18 protein-coding genes and 1 pseudogene are annotated in these 19,759 nt (G+C 70.4%); 5 read left to right on the top strand and 14 right to left on the bottom strand.

Features of this window, described 5'->3' with window-relative positions:
* Nucleotides 1–2 precede the first annotated feature (2 nt).
* Together ACZ7SW_RS30845 and ACZ7SW_RS30840 are read left to right on the top strand one after the other, a co-directional pair.
* Complete coding sequence (locus tag ACZ7SW_RS30845) at nucleotides 3–443, top strand: PPOX class F420-dependent oxidoreductase (RefSeq protein ID WP_470233871.1); 441 nt, start codon at nucleotides 3–5, stop codon at nucleotides 441–443.
* A gap of 220 nt (nucleotides 444–663) precedes the next feature.
* Nucleotides 664–2,709, top strand: a pseudogene (locus tag ACZ7SW_RS30840) (PQQ-dependent sugar dehydrogenase); the annotation flags it as partial.
* 240 nt (nucleotides 2,710–2,949) lie between these two features.
* On the opposite strand, the gene ACZ7SW_RS30835 reads toward ACZ7SW_RS30840, so the two are convergent.
* The 6 genes from ACZ7SW_RS30835 to ACZ7SW_RS30810 all read right to left on the bottom strand — a co-directional run bounded on the left by ACZ7SW_RS30835 (nucleotide 2,950) and on the right by ACZ7SW_RS30810 (nucleotide 9,787).
* Entirely contained in the window at nucleotides 2,950–3,927 is a 978-nt protein-coding gene (locus ACZ7SW_RS30835) for an LLM class flavin-dependent oxidoreductase (RefSeq protein ID WP_470233870.1), read from the bottom strand.
* Nucleotides 3,928–4,537: 610 nt separating this feature from the next.
* Nucleotides 4,538–5,527 carry a DNA-binding protein WhiA gene (gene whiA, locus ACZ7SW_RS30830; RefSeq protein ID WP_093574335.1) on the bottom strand — a complete coding sequence of 330 codons (990 nt, stop codon included), beginning with the start codon at nucleotides 5,525–5,527 and terminating at the stop codon, nucleotides 4,538–4,540.
* Nucleotides 5,528–5,563: 36 nt separating this feature from the next.
* Nucleotides 5,564–6,526, bottom strand: a complete 963-nt coding sequence (locus ACZ7SW_RS30825) for a gluconeogenesis factor YvcK family protein (RefSeq protein ID WP_470234092.1) — start codon at nucleotides 6,524–6,526, stop codon at nucleotides 5,564–5,566.
* Nucleotide 6,527: 1 nt separating this feature from the next.
* The gene (gene rapZ / locus ACZ7SW_RS30820; RefSeq protein WP_020658140.1) at nucleotides 6,528–7,385 is read right to left on the bottom strand and encodes an RNase adapter RapZ; all 858 of its coding nucleotides are present in this window, start codon (nucleotides 7,383–7,385) and stop codon (nucleotides 6,528–6,530) included.
* A gap of 50 nt (nucleotides 7,386–7,435) precedes the next feature.
* Nucleotides 7,436–9,466: an excinuclease ABC subunit UvrC gene (uvrC, locus tag ACZ7SW_RS30815; protein ID WP_470233869.1), complete on the bottom strand. Its 2,031-nt coding sequence runs from the start codon at nucleotides 9,464–9,466 to the stop codon at nucleotides 7,436–7,438.
* An 81-nt stretch (nucleotides 9,467–9,547) separates the two neighbouring features.
* A complete protein-coding gene (locus ACZ7SW_RS30810; RefSeq protein WP_470233868.1) occupies nucleotides 9,548–9,787 on the bottom strand; it encodes a DUF2283 domain-containing protein in 240 nt (79 codons plus the stop codon).
* An 82-nt stretch (nucleotides 9,788–9,869) separates the two neighbouring features.
* On the opposite strand from ACZ7SW_RS30810, the gene ACZ7SW_RS30805 reads away from it, so the two are divergent.
* Nucleotides 9,870–10,655, top strand: a complete 786-nt coding sequence (locus ACZ7SW_RS30805) for an exodeoxyribonuclease III (RefSeq protein WP_470233867.1) — start codon at nucleotides 9,870–9,872, stop codon at nucleotides 10,653–10,655.
* A gap of 4 nt (nucleotides 10,656–10,659) precedes the next feature.
* Here ACZ7SW_RS30805 and ACZ7SW_RS30800 read toward each other — a convergent pair whose 3' ends face one another.
* The 5 genes from ACZ7SW_RS30800 to rpe form a co-directional block, all read right to left on the bottom strand.
* Nucleotides 10,660–11,106 carry a PH domain-containing protein gene (locus tag ACZ7SW_RS30800; RefSeq protein WP_470233866.1) on the bottom strand — a complete coding sequence of 149 codons (447 nt, stop codon included), beginning with the start codon at nucleotides 11,104–11,106 and terminating at the stop codon, nucleotides 10,660–10,662.
* A 5-nt stretch (nucleotides 11,107–11,111) separates the two neighbouring features.
* Nucleotides 11,112–11,618, bottom strand: a complete 507-nt coding sequence (gene ribH / locus ACZ7SW_RS30795; protein WP_067579223.1) for a 6,7-dimethyl-8-ribityllumazine synthase — start codon at nucleotides 11,616–11,618, stop codon at nucleotides 11,112–11,114.
* Nucleotides 11,615–12,886, bottom strand: coding sequence for a bifunctional 3,4-dihydroxy-2-butanone-4-phosphate synthase/GTP cyclohydrolase II (locus tag ACZ7SW_RS30790; protein WP_470234091.1), 1,272 nt, complete (start codon nucleotides 12,884–12,886; stop codon nucleotides 11,615–11,617). The genes ribH and ACZ7SW_RS30790 overlap by 4 nt, the downstream gene beginning before the upstream one ends.
* A 93-nt stretch (nucleotides 12,887–12,979) precedes the next feature.
* Entirely contained in the window at nucleotides 12,980–13,585 is a 606-nt protein-coding gene (locus ACZ7SW_RS30785) for a riboflavin synthase (protein WP_344267282.1), read from the bottom strand.
* An 84-nt stretch (nucleotides 13,586–13,669) separates the two neighbouring features.
* Nucleotides 13,670–14,353: a ribulose-phosphate 3-epimerase gene (gene rpe / locus ACZ7SW_RS30780; protein ID WP_470233865.1), complete on the bottom strand. Its 684-nt coding sequence runs from the start codon at nucleotides 14,351–14,353 to the stop codon at nucleotides 13,670–13,672.
* 169 nt (nucleotides 14,354–14,522) lie between these two features.
* On the opposite strand from rpe, the gene phoA reads away from it, so the two are divergent.
* Nucleotides 14,523–15,926 (top strand): alkaline phosphatase, encoded by a 1,404-nt coding sequence (gene phoA, locus ACZ7SW_RS30775; RefSeq protein WP_470233864.1) that lies wholly within the window; start codon nucleotides 14,523–14,525, stop codon nucleotides 15,924–15,926.
* 64 nt (nucleotides 15,927–15,990) lie between these two features.
* Here the strand turns inward: phoA and ACZ7SW_RS30770 are convergent, their stop codons facing one another.
* Genes ACZ7SW_RS30770 through fmt form a run of 3 tightly spaced genes read right to left on the bottom strand, consistent with a single transcriptional unit; the run spans nucleotide 15,991 to nucleotide 18,841 of the window.
* Nucleotides 15,991–16,497 carry a flavoprotein gene (locus tag ACZ7SW_RS30770; protein WP_470233863.1) on the bottom strand — a complete coding sequence of 169 codons (507 nt, stop codon included), beginning with the start codon at nucleotides 16,495–16,497 and terminating at the stop codon, nucleotides 15,991–15,993.
* The gene (locus tag ACZ7SW_RS30765; RefSeq protein WP_470233862.1) at nucleotides 16,494–17,918 is read right to left on the bottom strand and encodes an RsmB/NOP family class I SAM-dependent RNA methyltransferase; all 1,425 of its coding nucleotides are present in this window, start codon (nucleotides 17,916–17,918) and stop codon (nucleotides 16,494–16,496) included. Before ACZ7SW_RS30765 ends, ACZ7SW_RS30770 begins: the two co-directional genes overlap by 4 nt.
* Entirely contained in the window at nucleotides 17,915–18,841 is a 927-nt protein-coding gene (gene fmt, locus ACZ7SW_RS30760) for a methionyl-tRNA formyltransferase (RefSeq protein ID WP_470233861.1), read from the bottom strand. Before fmt ends, ACZ7SW_RS30765 begins: the two co-directional genes overlap by 4 nt.
* Nucleotides 18,842–18,966: 125 nt before the next feature.
* On the opposite strand from fmt, the gene ACZ7SW_RS30755 reads away from it, so the two are divergent.
* Complete coding sequence (locus ACZ7SW_RS30755) at nucleotides 18,967–19,425, top strand: GatB/YqeY domain-containing protein (RefSeq protein ID WP_470233860.1); 459 nt, start codon at nucleotides 18,967–18,969, stop codon at nucleotides 19,423–19,425.
* Nucleotides 19,426–19,759: the final 334 nt, after the last annotated feature.

The following is a 19,759-nucleotide window of genomic DNA, read 5'->3' as shown; positions in this document are numbered from 1 at the left end:
GTATGCGGGAGATGACCAGGGCGGAGTGGTGGAAGTTCGCGAGCGAGGGCACGCGGACCGGGATGCTGGGGATCGTGCGGGCCAACGGGGCCCCGGTCGTCACGCCCGTGTGGTTCCTGCTGAACGAGGGACCGAACGGCGACGAGCTGATCTTCACCACCGGCACTGACACGCTGAAAGGCAAGGCCCTGCGCCGCGACGCCCGGCTCTCGCTGGCCGTGGACGACCAGCGGCCGCCGTTCTCGTACGTGCAGTTCACCGCCGAGGCGGAGCTGCACCACGACCTGGACGAAATGCGGGAGTGGGCCACCCGGCTCGGCGCGCGGTACATGGGCGAGGAGAACGGCCCGGCCTACGGCGAGCGCAACGCCGTCCCGGAAGAATCCCTCGTCCGGGCGAGGATCACGAAGGTGATCGCGCGGGCGGACATCGCCGGCTTCTGACCCCGGCTTTTTTCGGCATTACGCTCCGCGGCACTCGCTGCGGAGCGTAATGCCGCGATCGCACTATTGACACCGCACCTGCCGAGGGTGTGTGATCTGTCCCGATAAATAGGAAACTTTCCTAACGAAGAGTCGCTGGGAAGGTGACCGCTTCTCCGCCGCCGCCCCGATCCCCCTCACGCAGGAGGCCCCCGTGGCACGACGCTCGACATTGAGCGCGCTGTTCGCCGGTACCGCGGCGACCGCGCTCGGCTGCGCACTGCTGACCCCCGTGACCGCGACCGCGGCCACCGGGGATTACGAGTCCGAGGACGCGACGCTGTCGGCGGCCAAGATCGCCACGAACCACTCCGGCTACTCCGGCAAGGGATTCGTGGACTTCGACAATCTCGTCGGCAGCTACGCCGACTACTCGGTCAACGCGGCGCAAGCCGGCACGCACACGCTGACTTTCCGCTACGCCAACGGAACCGCCGACGACCGGCCGATGAAGCTCGTGGTCGACGGCGGCGACAAGGGCACGATTTCCTTCCCCGGCACGGGTTCCTGGACGACGTGGAAGACCGTCACCGCGACGGTGCAGCTCACCGCGGGCGTCAACCACGTCCGCACCGTTTCGGCGTCCGCGAACGGCGGCCCCAACACCGACAAGATCACCGACAGCTTCAGCGCCCCGGCCGACACCGAGCCGCCGACGCCGCCGAAGAACTTCCAGGCGTCGAACATCCGGCCCACCGCGGCCGATTTCCGCTGGGACCCGGCGACGGACAACGTCGGCGTCACGCGGTACGAGATCAACCGCGGCGGCAACACGCTGAAGGTGGTGGACGGCAAGACCACCTCGGCGACCGTCGACCAGCTGACGCCGAACACCTCCTACGACATCTCGGTGATCGCCTACGACGCGGCGGGCAACCCGTCGCAGCCGAGCAACGTCGTCGGCGTGAAAACCCCGCCCAGCGACGACAAAACCCCGCCGAGCGTCCCCGGTTCGCTCAAGACCACCGGAAGCACCTCGGACAGCATTTCGTTGTCCTGGAAGGCTTCCACCGACGACAGCGGCTCCATCGCGGGCTACGACGTGTACCAGGGCAGCACTGTCGTCTCGACCACGACGCAGACTTCGGCCACGGTCACCGACCTCAAGCCGAACACGTCCTACACGTTCACGGTGAAAGCGCGTGACCCCAACGGAAACGCCTCCGCAGCGAGCAACGCGGTCACCGCGAAGACCACCAGCAGGACCGGCGCGGGCGGCGGAATCCCTTCGTACGACAAGGACATCGCGAAGGTCGACCTCGGCTGGGCAGTCGGCTTCCTGCCGAACGGCAACGCGCTGGTGACCGAGCGGGACCGGTTCGAACTGCTGCAGATCACCCCGGACGGCAAGAAGACGACGCTCGGCAAGATCCCCGGCGTGGTCACCACGAACGGCGAGGGCGGCCTGCTCGGACTGGCGATCTCGCCGCAGTGGAACACCGACCACGCGGTGTACCTGTACCACACGTCGTCCAGCGACAACCGGATCGTGAAGGTCACCTACGACGGCACCACGCTGTCGAAGACGACCACCCCGGTGCTGACCGGCCTGTCGAAGAACCAGTACCACAACGGCGGCCGGATCGCGTTCGGCCCGGACGGCAAGCTGTACGCCACCGTCGGCGACGCGAAGGTCAAGGCCAACGCCCAGAACAAGAGTTCGCTCAACGGCAAGATCCTGCGGCTCAACCCCGACGGGTCCGCGCCCAGCGACAACCCGTTCTACGCCACCGGCGGCAACGCCCGGTACGTCTGGAGCTACGGGCACCGCAACCCGCAGGGCCTCGCCTGGGATTCGCAAGGGCGGCTGTGGTCGTCGGAGTTCGGCGAGAACAGCCAGGACGAGCTGAACCTGATCCAGAAGGGCGGCAACTACGGCTGGTCGGCCTGCGAGGGCACGATCGGCGACTGCAAGGGGACGATCGCGCCGAAGAAGACGTGGCCGACCTCGCAGGCCGGACCGTCCGGGATCGAGATCGTGAACGACTGGATCTACATCGCGGCGGTGACCGGCAAGCAGTTGTTCGTGACGCAGATCAAGGGCGACAGCATCGGCGACGTGTCAGCGGTGTTCTCCGGCCGCTGGGGCCGGCTGCGCTCGGTGACCAAGACGCCCGACGGGCACCTGTGGGTGACCTCGACGAACAACGACAAGCTCGGCGGCACGCCGGACACCATCGACAACGTGGTGGTGCAGCTGAAGTTCCCCGGCGCGGCGTTCGCCGGATAAGCCGCGGCGGGGGTGACCGGAGCGGCGCCGGTCACCCCTGCCGCACCTAATTTTTTCAGGGCACGAGCGCCTTGTCAGCTGGCTGGCAAGGCGCTCGTTTTCGCTACAGGCGAGCCGGATCGAGTCGAATCCGGCGCTGTCGTCCCCTGGAACCGGGATTCCGCGGAAACCCGGTCGGGAACGACCCCGTGCCTAGCGACGTTCGGCGTTCACTGGCACGGAGAGCGGACAGTTCTTTCAAGCCCCGGCAACCAGCTCGTAACAGCGGATGCGCGCCTTCGCGTCGAACACCGGCACCGTGACCATGATTTCGTCCGCGCCAGTCTGCTTCGCCAGCTCCGCGAGCCGCGCTTGGACCTGCTCCGGCTCGCCGTACGCCTGCGCGGCGCGGAAGTGTTCGAGCTGCGGAACCATCTCCGGCGCGAACTCGTACTCGGCGGCCCGCTCCGGCGTCAGCATCGGCTGGTCTCCCCCGCCGCCGGTGAGCAGGTGGGATTTGAGGACGTTCATCGGCCCGGACAGGTACTCGGCCTCCGCCTCGGTTTCCGCGCAGATCGTCTCGACGCACAACAGCACGTACGGCTCGGATCGCCACTTCGACGGCTGGAACTTCTCCCGGTAGCGCTCCAGCGAGGGCGCGGTGTTGTCCGGCCGGATGTGATGTGCGAACGCGATCGGCAGCCCGCGCTCGGCCGCGACCTCCGCGCCCGCCGGGCTGGAGCTGAGCAGCCACGGTTCCGGCACGGTCACTCCGCCGGGGAGCACCTTTTCGCTGCCGAGATAGCCGAGAAGCTCGTCGACGTCGGCGTGATAGTCGGCTTCTCCCGCCGGTTCGGCTCCCCGGCGCAGCGCCCGGATGATCTCCGGGTCGAGCGCACCCGGCCCCCGGCCCACCCCGAGATCGACCCGGCCGCCGCTGAGCGCGGAGAGCGTGCCGAACTGCTCGGCCAGCACGAACGGCGCGTGGTTCGGCGCGAGGACGCCGCCGGACCCGACCCGCACCCGCGACGTCACCGCGGCCGCGTACGACGCGAGCACCTGCGGAGACGCGCTGGCGATGGCCGGGGAGCCGTGATGCTCGGCGAACCAGAGGCGGTGGTAGCCGAGGTCGTCGAGCCGCCGAGCGACCGAGGACAGCGGCCCGAGCGCCGCCGTGGCCGACTGCCCGGCTTCGACGAGCGCGAGTTCAAGTGCGGAGAGCGGCACATCGATCATGACCCCCACGGTAGCGAACCCGGTGGTGTGGCGGGGGTGATTTGTCCACTGTGGACGAAGCAGGGAGGGTGCCGGGGCGCTGCGGCCGGGGCCGGGCTCGGCACCGGGAGTGCGGATGCCAGGCGGCACCGGACCGTAGACGTGCGGAAAGCGCAGCAGGAGGCAGCACGTGCTGCGGAAGACGCACCGGCACGCTCGTGGGGCGAGCGAGGGCGCCCAGCTCGACGGGATCCTCCAGCAGGCACGCCAACGCTCGACACGACTCCCCGCTCAGTCCTCAGCTGGTCTTGGCGGGTGATTCTTCCCGCCCAGCTGTCTCAGCTGGTCCAGGCGGGCCGTCTCTCCTCTGCACAAGGCTCGGCAACCGGGCCGGGCTGGACGCCTCTCTCCCGCCCAAGCCCCGCAGCGGGCCAGGCAGTCCCCACCCGGGCAAACACACCACCCGCACCGCCCAAACCTCCGCAGTGGGCTAGTCGGACTCCAACCGGGCAGACACGCCACCTGGACCCGCCCAAACCATCACAACCGGGTCAGACGAGCCGCGCCTCCCCCGCCCAAGCCGCCGCAGCGGCCTAAGCAAGCCCCGACCGGGAACCGGCCGCCACCCGCGTCAGGCTTCTTCCTCCAGCATTTCCGGCGTCACCGCCGACTCGGTGTCCGGGATGCTCAGTTCCTTCGCCCGCTTGTCCGCCATCGCCAGCAGCCGCCGGATCCGGCCCGCTACCGCGTCTTTCGTCATCTGCGGGTCGGACAGCTGGCCCAGCTCCTCGAGCGACGCCTGACGGTTCGACAAACGCAGGCGACCGGCGGCGAGCAGGTGGTCCGGGGCGGTGTCGCCCAGGATCTCCAGCGCGCGTTCCACCCGGGCAGCCGCCGCGACGGCCGCGCGGGCCGAGCGGCGCAGGTTCGCGTCGTCGAAGTTGGCGAGGCGGTTGGCGGTCGCGCGGACCTCTCGGCGCATCCGCCGCTCTTCCCACTGCAGCACGCTCGTGTGCGCGCCCAGGCGGGTCAGCAGGGCGCCGATGGCGTCACCGTCGCGGACCACGACCCGGTCCGCTCCCCGTACCTCCCGGGACTTCGCCTGGATGCCCATCCGCCGGGCGGCGCCGACCAAGGCCAGAGCCGCTTCCGGGCCCGGGCAGGTCACTTCCAGGGACGACGAACGACCCGGTTCGGTCAGTGAGCCGTGCGCCAGGAAGGCACCGCGCCAGGCCGCTTCGGCGTCGGCCACTCCGCCGGACACCACGGCGGCGGGCAGGCCGCGCACGGGGCGTCCGCGCTGGTCGATCAGGCCGGTCTGCCGGGCCAGGCCCTCGCCGTCCTTCACCACGCGCACGACGTACCGCGTCCCTTTGCGCAGGCCGCCGCTCGCGGTGATCACGTGCACGTCCGAATGATGCCCGTACAGCTCGTGGATCTCCTTGCGCAGCCGCCGCGCGACCGAACCCGTGTCCAGCTCCGCCTCGACCACCACCCGGCCGGCCACGATGTGCAGCCCGCCCGCGAAGCGAAGCAGCGACGCGACCTCCGCCCGGCGCGGCCCGATCTTCGTGATCTCGAGCCGGCTCAGTTCGTCCTTCACCGCGGCGGTCATCGCCATGTACTGCCCCTCCTGCCTTTCGCTGCGCGCCCGCCGTCACCCACAGTGCTCCCCGCCGAGGCCTAGTGCCTCTCGCATGCACTGGGCGAGCGCACCAGGATCATGCCGTCCCGCCACGTTCGGGTCGGCCACCGCCCCCAGGCAGGCCCTTCCGCCGAGGCGTTCGGCCGCCCGGCGCAGGCTTGCCGGGTCAGGGACGGAATCACGGTCCGCGACGACAGCGTCGACCCGCAGCGCGGGCGCGTGCTCGAAGAGTACGTCCAGATGCCGCTCCGGAGAGAATCCGCCGGTTTCCCCCGGTTGGGGGACCAAGTTCAGCACCACGACCTTGGTCGCGCTCGTGCGCACGAGCGCGTCGTGCAGGTCCGGGACCAGAAGATGCGGCAGCACGCTGGTGAACCACGAGCCGGGCCCGAGGAAGACGACGTCCGCCTCCAGCACCGCCTCGATCGCCTCCGCGCAGCCGCGCGGCGGGCGTTCCTGGCGGCCGGCCGGGTGCAGCGAGATCCGGTGCACCTGGCCGGGCGTGCTGGCTACCGCGACCTGGCCGCGGATGCGCCGGATCGCGTCCGGGTCCTCGCTGTCCAGGCCGCTGACCTCGCCCTCGATCTCCAGCGGCTCCGGCGACATCGGCAGCACGCGGCCGGAGATGCCCATCAGCCTGCTCGCCTCGTCGAGCGCGGCCACCGGGTCGCCGAGCACCTCGAACAGCCCGGCCAGCAGCAGGTTGCCCACCGCGTGCCCGGCGAGCGCGCCGTCGCCGCCGAAGCGGTGCTGGAACACCTCCGCCCACAGCCGCCCGCCGTCCTCCGCGGCGAAGGCGGCGAACGCCTGGCGCAGGTCGCCCGGCGGCAGCAGCCCCAGTTCGCGCCGCAGCCTGCCGGACGACCCGCCGTCGTCGGCCACCGTCACCACCGCCGTGACGGCGCGGGTGATCCGCCGGAGCGCGGTCAGCGTCGCGTGCAGCCCGTGTCCTCCGCCCAGCGCCACCGCGCGCACGTCACTCCCGGCCAAGATCCCGGTGCACCACCTTTACTGCCATGCCGTCCTCATTGGACAGTCGCTGGGCGAGTTCCTCGGAGATCGCGACGCTGCGGTGCTTGCCGCCGGTGCAGCCGACCGCGAGCGTCAGGTACCGCTTGCCCTCGCGCTTGTAGCCGGCGCCGATCAGCCGCAGCAGCTGGTGGTAGCGGTCGAGGAATTCCTCGGCGCCTTCCTGCGACAGCACGTAATTGCGCACCTCGCCGTCGAGGCCGGTGTGCTCGCGCAGCTCCGGGATCCAGAACGGGTTCGGCAGGAACCGCACGTCCATCACCAGGTCGGCGTCCATCGGCAAACCGTACTTGTAGCCGAAGGACAGCACGGTGACGCGGGTCTGCGTGCTGGCCTCGGAACCAAACGCGTCCTCGATTTTCGCGCGCAGGTCGTGCACCGACAGCGCGGACGTGTCGAGCACCAGGTCGGCCTCCTCGCGCAGCGGCGAGAGCAGCTTGCGCTCGGCGGTGATGCCGTCGGCGAGCCTGCCGTCGCCCTGCATCGGGTGGCCGCGGCGGACCGATTCGAAGCGGCGCACCAGCACCGCGTCGGTGGCCTCCAGGAACAGCACGCGCGGCTTGTACCCGCGCGCGTCCAGGTCCTTGATCACAGAGGCCAGGTCGTCGGTGAACGCGCGCGAGCGCACGTCCATCACCACCGCCACCTTCGTGATCGCCCCCCGCGCCTGCGCGCCGAGCTCGACCATCGTGGCGATCAGCTCCGGCGGCAGGTTGTCGACCACGAACCAGCCGAGGTCCTCCAGGCATTTGGCCGCCGTGGAACGGCCCGCGCCGGACAGGCCGGACACGACCGCGACCTCCATCCCGCTGCCCCGTTTTTCCTCTTCCGCACTCACGTGTGCTTCCTTCCCGATCACGACCCCTGGTCCCCTCCCGGTACTGCTCGCGGTGCGGCGCCGGTCTCCCCGGCCAGTGCCGCCACCACGGCCTCGGCAGTGCGCCTGCCGAAACCGGGCACCGCTTCGATTTCCTCGACCCGGGCCTGTTTGAGCTTCTTCACCGAGCCGAAGTGCTTGATCAGCGCGGTGCGCCGAGCCTGCCCGAGTCCGGGCACACTGTCCAATTCGGACGCCTGCATGCGCTTGGCGCGTTTTTCGCGGTGGTAGCGAATGGCGAACCGGTGCGCCTCGTCGCGAAGCCGCTGCAGCAGATACAGCGCGTCGGACGTGCGCGGCAGGATCATCGGATCCGGTTCTCCGGGCAGCCACACCTCTTCGAGCCGCTTCGCGAGCCCGACGACGGCGATGTCGGTGATGCCCAGTTCGGCGAGCACGTCCGCGGCCGCGGTGGCCTGCGGGCCCGCGCCGTCGACGACCAGCAGGTTCGGCGGATAGGCGAACTTGCGCGGGCGGCCGGTCTCCGGGTCGATCCCGGCGCGCACCGGCTGGACCGCCTCGTCCCCTGGTTCCTCGGCGGTCTCCGCGGCGGTTTCCGTTGGCTCAGCCGCGTTTTCGGCGGTTTCCTTGAGATAGCGGTGGAATCGCCGCCGCACGACCTCCGCGATGGACGCGACGTCTCCCTCGGTCGCCGCCTCGCGCAGCGCGAACTTGCGGTACTCGGACTTGCGCGGCAACCCGTCCTCGAACACCACCAGCGACGCCACGACGTCGCTGCCCTGGATGTGGCTGATGTCGATGCATTCGATGCGCAGCGGCGCGCTGTCGAGCGCCAGGTAGTCCTGGAGTTCCTGCAGCGCCGCGGACCGCGCGGTGAGATCGCCCGCGCGGCGCAGTTTGTGCTGGGTGAACGCTTCCTTGGCGTTGCGCTCCACCGTTTCCGCGAGCGCCTTCTTGTCGCCGCGCTGCGCGACCCGCAGCCGCACCCGCGACCCGCGCAGGCCGGACAGCCACTCGGCGACCGCGTCGGCGTCCGCGGGCAGCTCCGGCACCAGCACCTCGCGCGGGACGACCGGGCCGACCTCGACGTCGTCGCGGCCCACGCGGTCGGACTCCTCGCCGTAGAACTGGGTGAGGAAGTGGTCGACCAGTGCCTGGACGTCCATCTCCTCGGCCTTGTCGATCACCCAGCCGCGCTGCCCGCGCACGCGCCCGCCGCGCACGTGGAACACCTGGACGGCGGCCTCGAGCTCGTCGTGTGCGAAGGCGACAACGTCCGCGTCGGTGCCGTCGCCGAACACGACGGCCTGCTTCTCCATCGCCCGACGCAACGCGCCCAAGTCGTCCCGCAGCCGCGCGGCGCGTTCGAACTCCAGCTCCTCCGACGCCGCGGCCATCTCGCGTTCGAGCCGCTTCACCATCGCGTCCGTGCGGCCGGCGAGGAAATCGCAGAAGTCCTCGACGATCGCCCGGTGCTCGTCCGCGGACACCCGGCCGACGCACGGAGCCGAGCATTTGTCGATGTAGCCGAGCAGACAGGGCCGCCCGATCTGCCCGTGGCGGCGGAAGACACCGGTGGAACAGGTGCGCGCGGGGAAAACGCGCAGGAGAAGGTCAAGCGTCTCGCGGATCGCCCACGCGTGCGAGTACGGCCCGAAGTAGCGGACGCCCTTCTTGCGCGCGCCGCGGTAGACGTGCAGCCGGGGGAATTCCTCGTTCAGCGTGACGGCGAGGACCGGGTAGCTCTTGTCGTCGCGGTAGCGGACGTTGAACCGCGGGTCGAACTCCTTGATCCAGTTGTACTCCAGCTGGAGCGCCTCGACCTCGGTGCCGACGACGGTCCACTCGACGCTCGCCGCGGTGGTGACCATCTGCCGCGTGCGCGGATGAAGGCCGGACAGGTCGGCGAAGTACGAGTTGAGCCTGCTGCGGAGGCTCTTCGCTTTGCCGACGTAGATGACTCGCTTGGCGGCGTCGCGGAACTTGTACACGCCAGGCGAGTCCGGGATGCTCCCCGGCTGAGGTCGGTAGGTGGTCGGATCAGCCACGTGCCCCACTGTATGGCGAGGGTCCGACAGTTTTCGTGAGACCCCTTGTGCGAGGCGGGAGAAGACGGCTGCTTCCGGCTCTCAGGAGAGCTTCTCCGCCGAGTCCAGCAGGTACTGCGGCAGCTTGCTGCTCGCGGCCAGGACTTCGACGCCCAGCAGCTGCCCGCCCTCGCCGAAGTCGAGGTTGATCATTCCGTCGACCGCGACCGGGTCGCAGGGGTACATGTGCGCCACCCTCGTGGAATCGGAATCGCCCGGGGCCACGAAATAGATGTAGGCCGCATTGGCTACCCGGTCGTAGGTGACTCTGACTTCCGCCACTGCTTCCCCCCGCCTTCGCGGCGCGAAACCGCCGTGGGCGTACCGTAGCGTCGCCGATCCGCCGAACGATCAGGGAGCAGCCATGACCGTCCGCGTCGCCACCTGGAACGTGAACTCCATCGTTCCCCGGCTGCCCCGCGTGCTCGACTGGCTGGACCGCACCGCGCCGGACGTCCTGTGCCTGCAGGAACTCAAGAACACCACCGAAGCCTTCCCCGCCGACGAGATCACCGCGCGCGGATACGAGATCGCCGCGTACGGGCTGGGGCGGTGGAACGGCGTCGCGATCCTCTCGAAGATCGGGCTCGACGACGTGGTGCGCGGGCTGCCGGGCGAACCGGGCTTCGACGGGCAGGCCGAAGCGCGCGCGATCGGCGCGACGTGCGGCGGGGTCCGCATCTGGTCGGTGTACGTGCCGAACGGGCGCGAGCCGGAAAACCCGCACTACGCCTACAAACTCGAGTGGTTCGAGAGGCTCAGCGACCTGGTCGGCGAAGAACTGAAGCACGCCCGCCCGTTCGCCGTGCTCGGCGATTTCAACGTCGCGCCCACGGACGAGGACGTCTGGGACATCTCGGTTTTCGCCGAGTCCACGCACGTCACCGAGCCCGAACGAGCAGCGCTGAAAAAGCTCCGCGACGCGGGGCTGTCCGACGTTTTCCCGCGGCCGCTGAAGTACGACCACCCGTTCACGTACTGGGACTACCGCGGCGGGAACTTCCCCAACAACAAGGGAATGCGCATCGACCTCGTCTACGGCAACGAGGTTTTCGCCAAGGCGGTCACGGATTCCTACGTGGACCGCGAAGCCCGCAAGGGCAAGGGACCGTCCGACCACGCGCCGATCGTCGTGGATCTGGACCTCTAGAAACTCAAGCCCCGGTGGCGGCCCGGTGCAGCTTCCGCAGCGCGCGCACCGCCGCCACCGCGCGGTCGCGGTCCACCGCCTGCACGGCCATCACCGAGAAGTACTCGTCGTCCGGCAGTTCCAGCCGGGCCCACGAAGCCCCGTCCGGGAAACTGATCGACAGCACCTGATCCCAGGTGAACACCCGCCGCGCCAGCACATTGCGGACCTCGATGCCGGTGGCGTCCGCGCGGACGCGGGCATTGCCGAACAGCAGCGTGCCCGCCGACAGCGCGACGCCGATGCCGATCATCGCGATCTGGTCCGACGCCTCGAACACGACGCCGGTGTGCGAGCTGCGCAGCAGGACCGCGACCACCACGAACGCCGCGAGCAGCGCCACCGCCAGCACGCTGCACATCACGAGCGCCCGGCGCGGCCGGATCACGAGGGTGGTCTGCTGCTCGGTCATCAAGCTCACACGAATCCCCGCTCGGTCCACGGCTTGCCCAGGCCGCGCAGCACGTGCGCGGTGTCGAGCGCCGCCACGGCCGCTTCGTAGCCCTTGTCCTCCACGGAGCCGGGCATGCCGGAACGGTCGAGCGCCTGCTGCTCGGTGTCGCAGGTCAGGACGCCGTTGCCGACCGGGGTGCTCTCGTCGAGCGCGACCCGGGTGAGACCGGCGGTGACCGCGTCGCACACGTACTCGAAGTGCGGGGTCCCGCCGCGGATCACGACGCCCAGCGCGACGACGGCGTCGTGGTTGCGCGCCAGCGCCTGCGCCGCGACCGGAAGCTCCACCGCGCCCGCGACGCGGACGACCGTGGGCTCTTCCTCCAGCTCGGCGTCCTTCGCCGCGGCGAGCGCGCGCTCCAGCAGCACGTCGGTGATCTTCGCGTTCCACCGCGTCGCGACGACCGCCAGCCGCAGGGACTTGCAGTCGCGCAGGTCGAGCGCGGCTTCCGGCCGCCCCTCGCCGCTCATCGCGTGGTGTCCTCCTCGGTGCCCGGGTCGGACGCGCCGACCTGGTCGTAGTGCTCGAGCTGGCTGAGGTCGTGCCCCATCCGGTCGCGCTTCGTGCGCAGGTACCGCAGGTTCTCCGGGTTCGGCGAGATCGGCAGCGCCTCGCGGCCGGTGACGCGCAGGCCGTAGCCCTCGAGGCCGACCCGCTTCGCCGGGTTGTTCGTGAGCAGCCGCATCGACCGGACGCCGAGGTCGCACAGGATCTGCGCGCCGGTGCCGTAGTCGCGCGCGTCGGCGGGCACGCCGAGTGCCAGGTTCGCGTCGACAGTGTCCGCGCCCGCGTCCTGCAGCTGGTACGCCTGAAGCTTGTGCAGCAGGCCGATGCCGCGGCCCTCGTGCCCGCGGATGTAGAGCACGACCCCGCGGCCCTCGTCGGCCACCTTCTGCAGCGCGGCGTCCAGCTGCGGGCCGCAGTCGCAGCGAAGCGAGCCGAAAACGTCGCCGGTGAGGCATTCGGAGTGCACCCGGACCAGGATGTCCTCGCCGTCGCCGATCTCGCCGTAGACGAAGGCGACGTGCTCGATCCCGTCGAGCAGGCTGTCGTACCCGACCGCGCGGAACGTGCCCGCTGGCAGCGGGATCCGCGCCTCGGCGACGCGCTCGACCTGCTTCTCGGTGCGCCTGCGGTAGGCGATCAGGTCCGCGATCGAGATGATCTTCAGTCCGTGGTCGGCGGCGAACACTTCCAGCTCGTCGCGCCGGGCCATGTCGCCCTCGTCCTTCTGCGACACGATCTCGCAGAGCACGCCGGCGGGGTGCAGACCGGCCAGCCGGGCCAGGTCGACCGCCGCCTCGGTGTGCCCGGGACGGCGCAGCACGCCGCCCTCCTTGGCGCGCAGCGGAACCACGTGCCCGGGACGGCGGAAGTCCTTCGCGGTGGCTTCGGGGTCGGCCAGCAGCCGGGTGGTGTGCGCGCGGTCGGTGCCGGAGATGCCGGTGCTGATGCCCTCCGCCGCGTCGACCGTGACGCTGTACGCGGTCCCGCGCTGGTCCTGGTTCGTGTGGTACATCGGCGGCAGGTCGAGCCGGTCCGCCTCGGATTCGGTCAGCGCGACGCACACGTAGCCCGAGGTGTAGCGCACCATGAACGCGAGCAGCTCCGGCGTCGCCTTCTCGGCGGCGAAGATGAGGTCGCCCTCGTTCTCGCGGTCCTCGTCGTCCACGACGACCACCGCACGCCCCTCGGCGATGTCAGCGATCGCGGCCTCGATGGCGTCGACGTCTACCACCGCGCCCGCTCCGCACGGGGTCCATCCGGTCTGCGGCTCGGCCGCCTTCGTCTCGCTCACGGGTGCTCCTTCGCTGCCGCCGCCGGGTGGATGTCACACATTGTGCGCGTTCGCCGCCACGTGTGGCGCAGTGAGCTTCTCCACGTACTTCGCGACGACGTCCACTTCGAGGTTCACGTGGTCGCCTTCTTCGCGCCTGCCGAGGGTCGTCACTTCGAGCGTGGTGGGGATCAAAGCGACCGAAAACCGGTCCTCCGAGACGCTCGCGACGGTGAGCGAAACGCCGTCCACGGCGATCGAACCCTTCTCGACGACGTACCGCGACAAGGCCGGGGGCAGGGAGAACGTCGTCACGCCGCGCTCGTCGCGGGAGACGAAGACGCCGGTGCCGTCCACGTGGCCCTGCATGATGTGCCCGCCGAGCCGCCCGCCCGCCGGGGTCGCGCGCTCGAGGTTCACCGCGTCGCCGACGGCCACCTTCGCGAGGCTCGAACGCTGGAGTGTCTCGTTCACCACATCGACGGTGAACTCGCCGCCGGAGACCGTGACGACGGTCAGGCAGACGCCGCTGACCGCGATCGAATCGCCGTGGCCCGCGTCCGAGGTGACCAGCGGGCCGCGCACGGTCAGCCGAGCCGCGTCGGTGAGCTGCTCGACCGCGGTGACCTCGCCGACCTCTTCGACAATTCCCGTGAACACTGCTGCCTCCTCGCCCGGCCACCGTCCTCGGTGACCCCTCCATCCAACACCCGTCCGGCCCCGGGAGCTCCCCGGGCCGGGAGGTCAGCTGACGCGAAGGCGGGCGGCCTGCTCGCGCAGCGCGGCGACGGCGCGGCCCGGGTCCTCGGCCCCGTAGACGGCCGAGCCCGCGACGAAGCAGTCGACGCCCGCTTCGGCGGCCTGTTCGATGGTGTCGGAGTTGATCCCGCCGTCGATCTCGACGATCAGCTTGAGGTGCCCGGTGTCGACCAGCCGGCGCGCGGTGCGCACCTTCTCCAGCACGTCGGCGATGAACGACTGCCCGCCGAAGCCCGGTTCGACCGACATGACCAGCAGCGTGTCGTAGTGCTTGAGGGTTTCGAGGTGCGGTTCGAGCGGCGTGCCCGGCTTGATCGACAGACCCGCCTTCGCGCCCGCGGCGCGCAGGTTCTTCGCCAGCATGACCGGGTCCGCGGCGGCTTCCACGTGCACCGTGACGTTGTACGCGCCGGCCTCGGCGTAGCCGATCGCCCAGCGGTCCGGGTCGTCGATCATCAGGTGGCAGTCGATCGGGACGTCGGTGGAGCGCAGCAGCGACTGGACCACCGGGAGGCCGAGGGTCAGGTTGGGCACGAAGTGCGCGTCCATGACGTCCACGTGCACCCAGTCGGCCCGGGTCTCGCCGGGGTGCGCGACGGCCGCGATCTCCTCGCCGAGCTTGGCGAAGTCGGCGGACAGGATGCTGGGTGCGATGAGAGGTGAAGCCACGACCCGAGTGTAAGAGGACCCGGTTCCGGCCTGTTCACCGGCCGTGACCGCACCGGAGTTCGCTTTACGGACATCCGGCGCTCATCCGGATTCTCCGCGTCGAACACATCGTCGAGCACTAATGGGTCACGTCCGGAAGTTCCGGACGGGAAGCACTTCGAGGAGAACCATGAGAACGGTCTTGGCAGGCCGCCGCAAGTGGCTGGCCGCGGGCGCGCTGGGCGTCGCGATGGTCGCCGCGGCCCCGGTCGCGATCGCCGCGCAGGGCAACCAGGACGACCAGGGCGCGCGCGCCGCTTCGGCCGGTGCGGGCGACCGCACGCAGGAGGTCCGCCAGGCGATCCAGGGCGGGCACGCGCGCAACGTCATCCTCTTCATCGGCGACGGCATGGGCCAGTCCGAGATCACCTCGGCGCGCAACTACGAGCGCGGCGCGGCCGGCCGGCTCGCGATGGACGAGTTCCCGCTGACCGGCGACTACACCACGTACGCGGTCGAGAAGGGCAACCCGGCGAAGCCGGACTACGTCACCGACTCCGCGGCGTCCGGCACCGGCTGGGCGACCGGCACGAAGACCTACAACGGCGCGATTTCCGTGGACGCCTACGGCAACCCGGTCCCGACTCTGCTCGAACTCGCCAAGCGCGGCGGCCTGCGCACCGGCGACGTGACCACCGCCGAGGTCCAGGACGCGACCCCGGCCGTGCTCGGCGCGCACGTCGTCGACCGCGACTGCAAGGGTCCGGACGAGACCACCAAGAAGTGCGCGCAGAACGCCAAGGAGAACGGCGGCGCGGGCTCGATCTCCGAGCAGCTCGTGCAGACCCGCCCGGACGTGCTCCTCGGCGGCGGCGCGAAGTACTTCGACCAGAAGGCCACCGCGGGGCAGTTCAAGGGCAAGCCGGTTCTGGAGCAGGCCAAGGCGGCCGGGTACTCCGTGGTGAACACCGCTGACGACCTCGCCAAGGCGCGTCCGGGCAAGCCGCTGCTCGGGCTGTTCGCGCAGGGCAACCTGCCGGTGAACTGGACCGGGCCGAAGGCCGTGCAGGGCGGCACCGCGCCGACCCGCTGCACCCCGAACGCGGCGCTGCCGAAGACGCAGCCGAGGCTCGTGGCGCAGACGCAGAAGGCGCTTCAGTTGCTGGAGGACCGGCGCAGCAACAAGGGCTTCTTCCTTCAGGTGGAGGGCGCGTCGATCGACAAGCAGGACCACGCGGCTGACCCGTGCGGCCAGATCGGCGAGACGATCGACTTCGATGCCGCCGTTGCGGCTGGGCTCGCTTATGCGCGCAGCCACACTGACACGCTCGTCGTCGTGACTGCGGACCACGGCCACACCAGCCAGATCGTGTCGAACGACGCGAAGACGCCTGGCCAGACCGCGACGCTGATCACCAACGAGGGTGCGAACATGACCCTCAACTACGGCACCGCGCTGCCCGGCTCCTCGATGGAGCACACCGGCACGCAGGTCCGGATCGCGGCTTACGGGCCGCAGGCGGCGAACGTCGTCGGGCTGACCAACCAGACCGACCTGTTCGGCACGGTGAAGCGCGCTCTTCGCCTTCGCTGAGCCTCAAGTCCGTGAAGGGAACCCTGAGGGAATCAGATTCCCTCAGGGTTCCCCTCACGGCTTTTTACGCAGGCGAGGGCAGCAGGTCGAGAGGTTCCGACCAGGGGCGGCGCGGGTCGAGCCGATGCAGCCGGACGCCCGCCTCGGTCAACGTGTCCAGATGCCGTTGCCAAGCCGGGTGGTGTGCCCTGGTCGGCTGGATCTGGTACGCGACAACGATGGTGATCCCTGGTGCGCCAAGGACATCGCCGAGCAGCGTGAGCGCCTGGTTGTCCGCGATCCCCAGCGCCAGCTTCGCCACCGAATTCGCGGACGCGGGCGCGAAAAGGAACACCTTCGGATCCGGATGCGGGCGCGGTTCGCCGGGGAGGCGGGACGTGCTGCGCACCGGAAGGTCCGTCGTGGCTTCGAGTTCGCCGAGGCCGCCGGTCGCTTTCAGCCAGCCCCACGCGGTCGGGGTGAGCGTGATGGCCAGCCGCCAGCCCCGGGCGACCGCCGGTTTCGCCAGCTCGTCGGTGAACCGGGTGTCCAGTCCGCCGCACGAGCTGGCGACCAAACCTAGCTCTGTCACGGTTTGCGCAGCACCGCGCAGAACATCGCGTCGGTGCCGTGTCGGTGGGGCCACAGCTGGACGTACGGGCCGTCGCCGAGCTGCGGGACGCCGGGGAAGAACTCCCGGGCGTCCACGATCTCGGACTTGGTCCGGCGGGCGGTTTCGCCTACCACGCCTTCGGTTTCGGCCAGGTGCGGCGAGCACACGACGTACGTGACGATGCCGCCCGGGCGCACCAGGTCCAGCGCCGCGATCAGCAGTTCGCCCTGCAGCTTGGTGAGGTCCGCGACGTCCGACGGCTTGCGGCGCCACCGGGCTTCGGGGCGGCGGCGCAGCGCGCCCAGGCCGCTGCACGGAGCGTCGACGAGGATCCGGTCGTAACCCGGTTCCAGGCCGGATTCACGACCGTCGGCGACGTGCACGGTGACCGGCAGGCCCTCAGTGGCGTTTTCGATCAGCCGGGCGCGGTGCGGGGCCTTCTCCACGGCGTCGACGTGCGCGCCGCTGCTCTTGGCCAGCGCGCCGAGCAACGCCGCTTTGCCGCCGGGTCCCGCGCACAGGTCCAGCCAGCGCTCGTCGGAGCCCATCAGCGGGACCTTGGTGACGGCGATGGCGCACAGCTGACTGCCTTCGTCCTGCACCGCGGCAAGGCGTTCGCGGACCGGTTCCACGTCGGCCGGGTCGCCCGCGCCCGCGGGCAGGTGCACGCCGTACGGCGAGTACGGCGCGGGGTCGCCGCCGGTGATCGCGGCCAGTTCGTCGGCGCTGATTTCGCCGGGACGCGCGACCAGGTGCACCTCGGGGCGGGCGTCGTCCGCTTCGAGGGCGGCCTTCAGCTCAGCGCCCTTGTCCCCCAACGCCTCCGCGAACGACCGGGCCACCCAGCGCGGGTGCGCGGTGCGGAGCGCGTACGCGCCGATCGGGTCGGTCGCCTCGTCCGGAGTCAGTTCGTCGAGCCACTGCGCTTCGTCCTTTGTGGACACCGCGCGCAGGATGGCGTTCGTGAACCCCGTTGCCCACGAACCGGCTTCGGCGCGCACGAGGTCCACAGTGGACCCGACGGCGGCGTGCTCCGGGATCCGGGTGCGCAGCAGCTGGTAGACGCCGAGCCGCAGCGCGTCGAGCACCACCGGGTCGGTCTTCTCGATCGGCCGGTCGGCGCACGCGGCGATCACCGCGTCGAGCAGACCCTGCGCACGGGCGGACCCGTAGGTCAGTTCGGTGGCCAGCGCGGCGTCGCGGCCGCTCACGCGGCGTTCCCGCAGCAGCTGCGGCAGGACGAGGTTGGCGTACGCGTCCTTCTCGCGCACAGCGCGCAGCACGTCGAACGCCACCTGGCGGGCCGGATCGATCTCCGGCGGACGCCGCGGTCCTTGTTTGCGCGGAGCCGGACGGCCCCGCTGCGGCCGTGACGGCCGCCGTTCTCCACGCTCGTTCACCGCAGGCGCTCTCCTTCGTCGATCCTCGTGCCGCGCGCCCAGTCGGTGGCAGCCATCCGTTTCTTGCCGGCCGCCTGGACCTCGCCCAGCCGCACCGGTTTCGTCGCCGTGCCCACGAGCACGCGCTTGCGCTCGACCACCAGCTCGCCCGGCGGCGGGCCGGTTTCGTCGAGCACGGTGACCGGTCCCAGCTTGAACCGCTCGCCGCGGAACTCCGCCCACGCGCCGGGATCCGGCGTCACCGAGCGGATGTGCCGGTCGACCGCCGAAGCCGGGTCGGCGAACGAGACCCGCGCGTCCTCGACGGTCACCTTCGGCGCGTAACTCATGCCCTCGCCCGGCTGCTCGACCGCGCGCAGCGTGCCGTCCTCGATGCCGTCCACGGTGGACACCAGCAGATGCGCCCCGGACTCGGCGAGCCTGCCGAGCAGCGCACCGGACGTGTCGGCCGGGCCGATCGTCTCGGTCACCACGCCGAACACCGGACCCGCGTCCAGTTCCTTCACGATCCGGAAGGTCGACGCGCCGGTTATCTCGTCCCCCGCCCGGATCGCCGCCTGCACCGGTGCCGCGCCGCGCCACGCGGGCAGCAGCGAGAAGTGCAGGTTGACCCAGCCGTGCGCGGGGATGTCGAGCGCGGACTGCGGCAGCAACGCCCCGTACGCGACGACCGGGCAGACGTCCGGCTCCAGCTCGCGCAGCCGGGCGAGAAACGCCGGGTCACCAGCGCGGTGGGGCGTGAGCACCTCGATGCCGTGCTCGTCGGCGAGGGCCCCCACCGGGGACCGCAGCACCTTGCGCCCGCGCCCGGCCTGGGCGTCCGGCCGAGTGACGACCGCGACGACCTCGTGCCGCTCGGACCCGATCAGCGCGCGCAACGACGGCACGGCAGGCTCCGGGGTGCCGGCGAAAACGAGACGCATCACCGCACCTCCGGAAGGGAAAAGGGGATTTCAGGCTGGTCGGACATCGGAAGCGAGTCTAGAAGACCCCGTCCCCGGCGGCGCGGCGCGGGCAGCCAGCCGGGCCGGGCGCCAGGATCGGGTATATGACCACGCTGAAGGCGACCCTGCACGACGACCTGACGACCGCGATCAAGGCGAGGGACCAGCTGCGCTCGGCAACCCTGCGGCTGACCCTCTCGGCGATCGGCTACGAAGAAACCGCAGGCGACAGCGCACGCGAACTCTCCGACGACGAGATACTGAAGATCATCACCCGAGAGGTGAAGAAACGCCGCGACGCCGCCGACGCCTTCGAGAAGGCGGGCCGCGCGGAATCGGCCGAGCGCGAACGAGCCGAGGCAGAGGTCCTCACCGGCTACCTGCCCGCCCAACTGTCGGACGACGAACTGCGCGGCCTGGTCACCGAGGCAGTCGCCGAAACCGGCGCCTCGGGGATGGCCGGAATGGGCGCGGTGATGAAGGCGGTGCAACCGAAGATCGCCGGACGCGCGGAAGGCTCCCGCGTCGCCGCCGAGGTGAAACGCCAGCTCTCCGCCAGTTGACCTCGCCGGTCTTGCGTCCCCCGGCTTTAGCTGCGATGCCCGCGCACGATGCCGAACGTCCGTGAGGGGAACCCTCACGGACTCTGATTCCCTCAGGGTTCCCCTCACGGACGTTCGCAGGACCAGAGAGCCACGCCGCCCAGCAGCAGCCCCACACACCGCGCCCCTAAAGACCCCCATTGGGTCACCAACCGCAGCCAACGCACCCAACCCACCAGCGCACCCACACCCCCCCGCACCCCGATACGAAGCCAAAAACACGGCGCGGAGGTGTTTTTTGAGGTATCTTTTCCGCCTTTGCAAACAACTCCGCGCCGTAGGCCCAATCAACTTC

The sequence above is a fragment of the Amycolatopsis sp. NPDC114484 genome (genome assembly GCF_055633755.1).
The sequence above is the reverse complement of the archived record's forward strand: the minus strand, read 5'-3'. Positions and strand labels throughout refer to the sequence as shown.

Excerpts from the sequence above, each read along its gene's own strand:
- phoA (WP_470233864.1), top strand. The coding sequence starts at position 14,523 with ATGAGAACGGTCTTGGCAGGCCGCCGCAAGTGGCTGGCCGCGGGCGCG.
- ribH (WP_067579223.1), bottom strand. The coding sequence starts at position 11,618 with ATGAGCGGCGAGGGGCGGCCGGAAGCCGCGCTCGACCTGCGCGACTGC.
- ACZ7SW_RS30800 (WP_470233866.1), bottom strand. The coding sequence starts at position 11,106 with ATGACCGAGCAGCAGACCACCCTCGTGATCCGGCCGCGCCGGGCGCTC.
- ACZ7SW_RS30835 (WP_470233870.1), bottom strand. The coding sequence starts at position 3,927 with ATGATCGATGTGCCGCTCTCCGCACTTGAACTCGCGCTCGTCGAAGCC.
- fmt (WP_470233861.1), bottom strand. The coding sequence starts at position 18,841 with ATGCGTCTCGTTTTCGCCGGCACCCCGGAGCCTGCCGTGCCGTCGTTG.
- rapZ (WP_020658140.1), bottom strand. The coding sequence starts at position 7,385 with ATGGAGGTCGCGGTCGTGTCCGGCCTGTCCGGCGCGGGCCGTTCCACG.
- whiA (WP_093574335.1), bottom strand. The coding sequence starts at position 5,527 with ATGGCGATGACCGCCGCGGTGAAGGACGAACTGAGCCGGCTCGAGATC.
- ACZ7SW_RS30755 (WP_470233860.1), top strand. The coding sequence starts at position 18,967 with ATGACCACGCTGAAGGCGACCCTGCACGACGACCTGACGACCGCGATC.
- ACZ7SW_RS30805 (WP_470233867.1), top strand. The coding sequence starts at position 9,870 with ATGACCGTCCGCGTCGCCACCTGGAACGTGAACTCCATCGTTCCCCGG.
- ACZ7SW_RS30845 (WP_470233871.1), top strand. The coding sequence starts at position 3 with ATGCGGGAGATGACCAGGGCGGAGTGGTGGAAGTTCGCGAGCGAGGGC.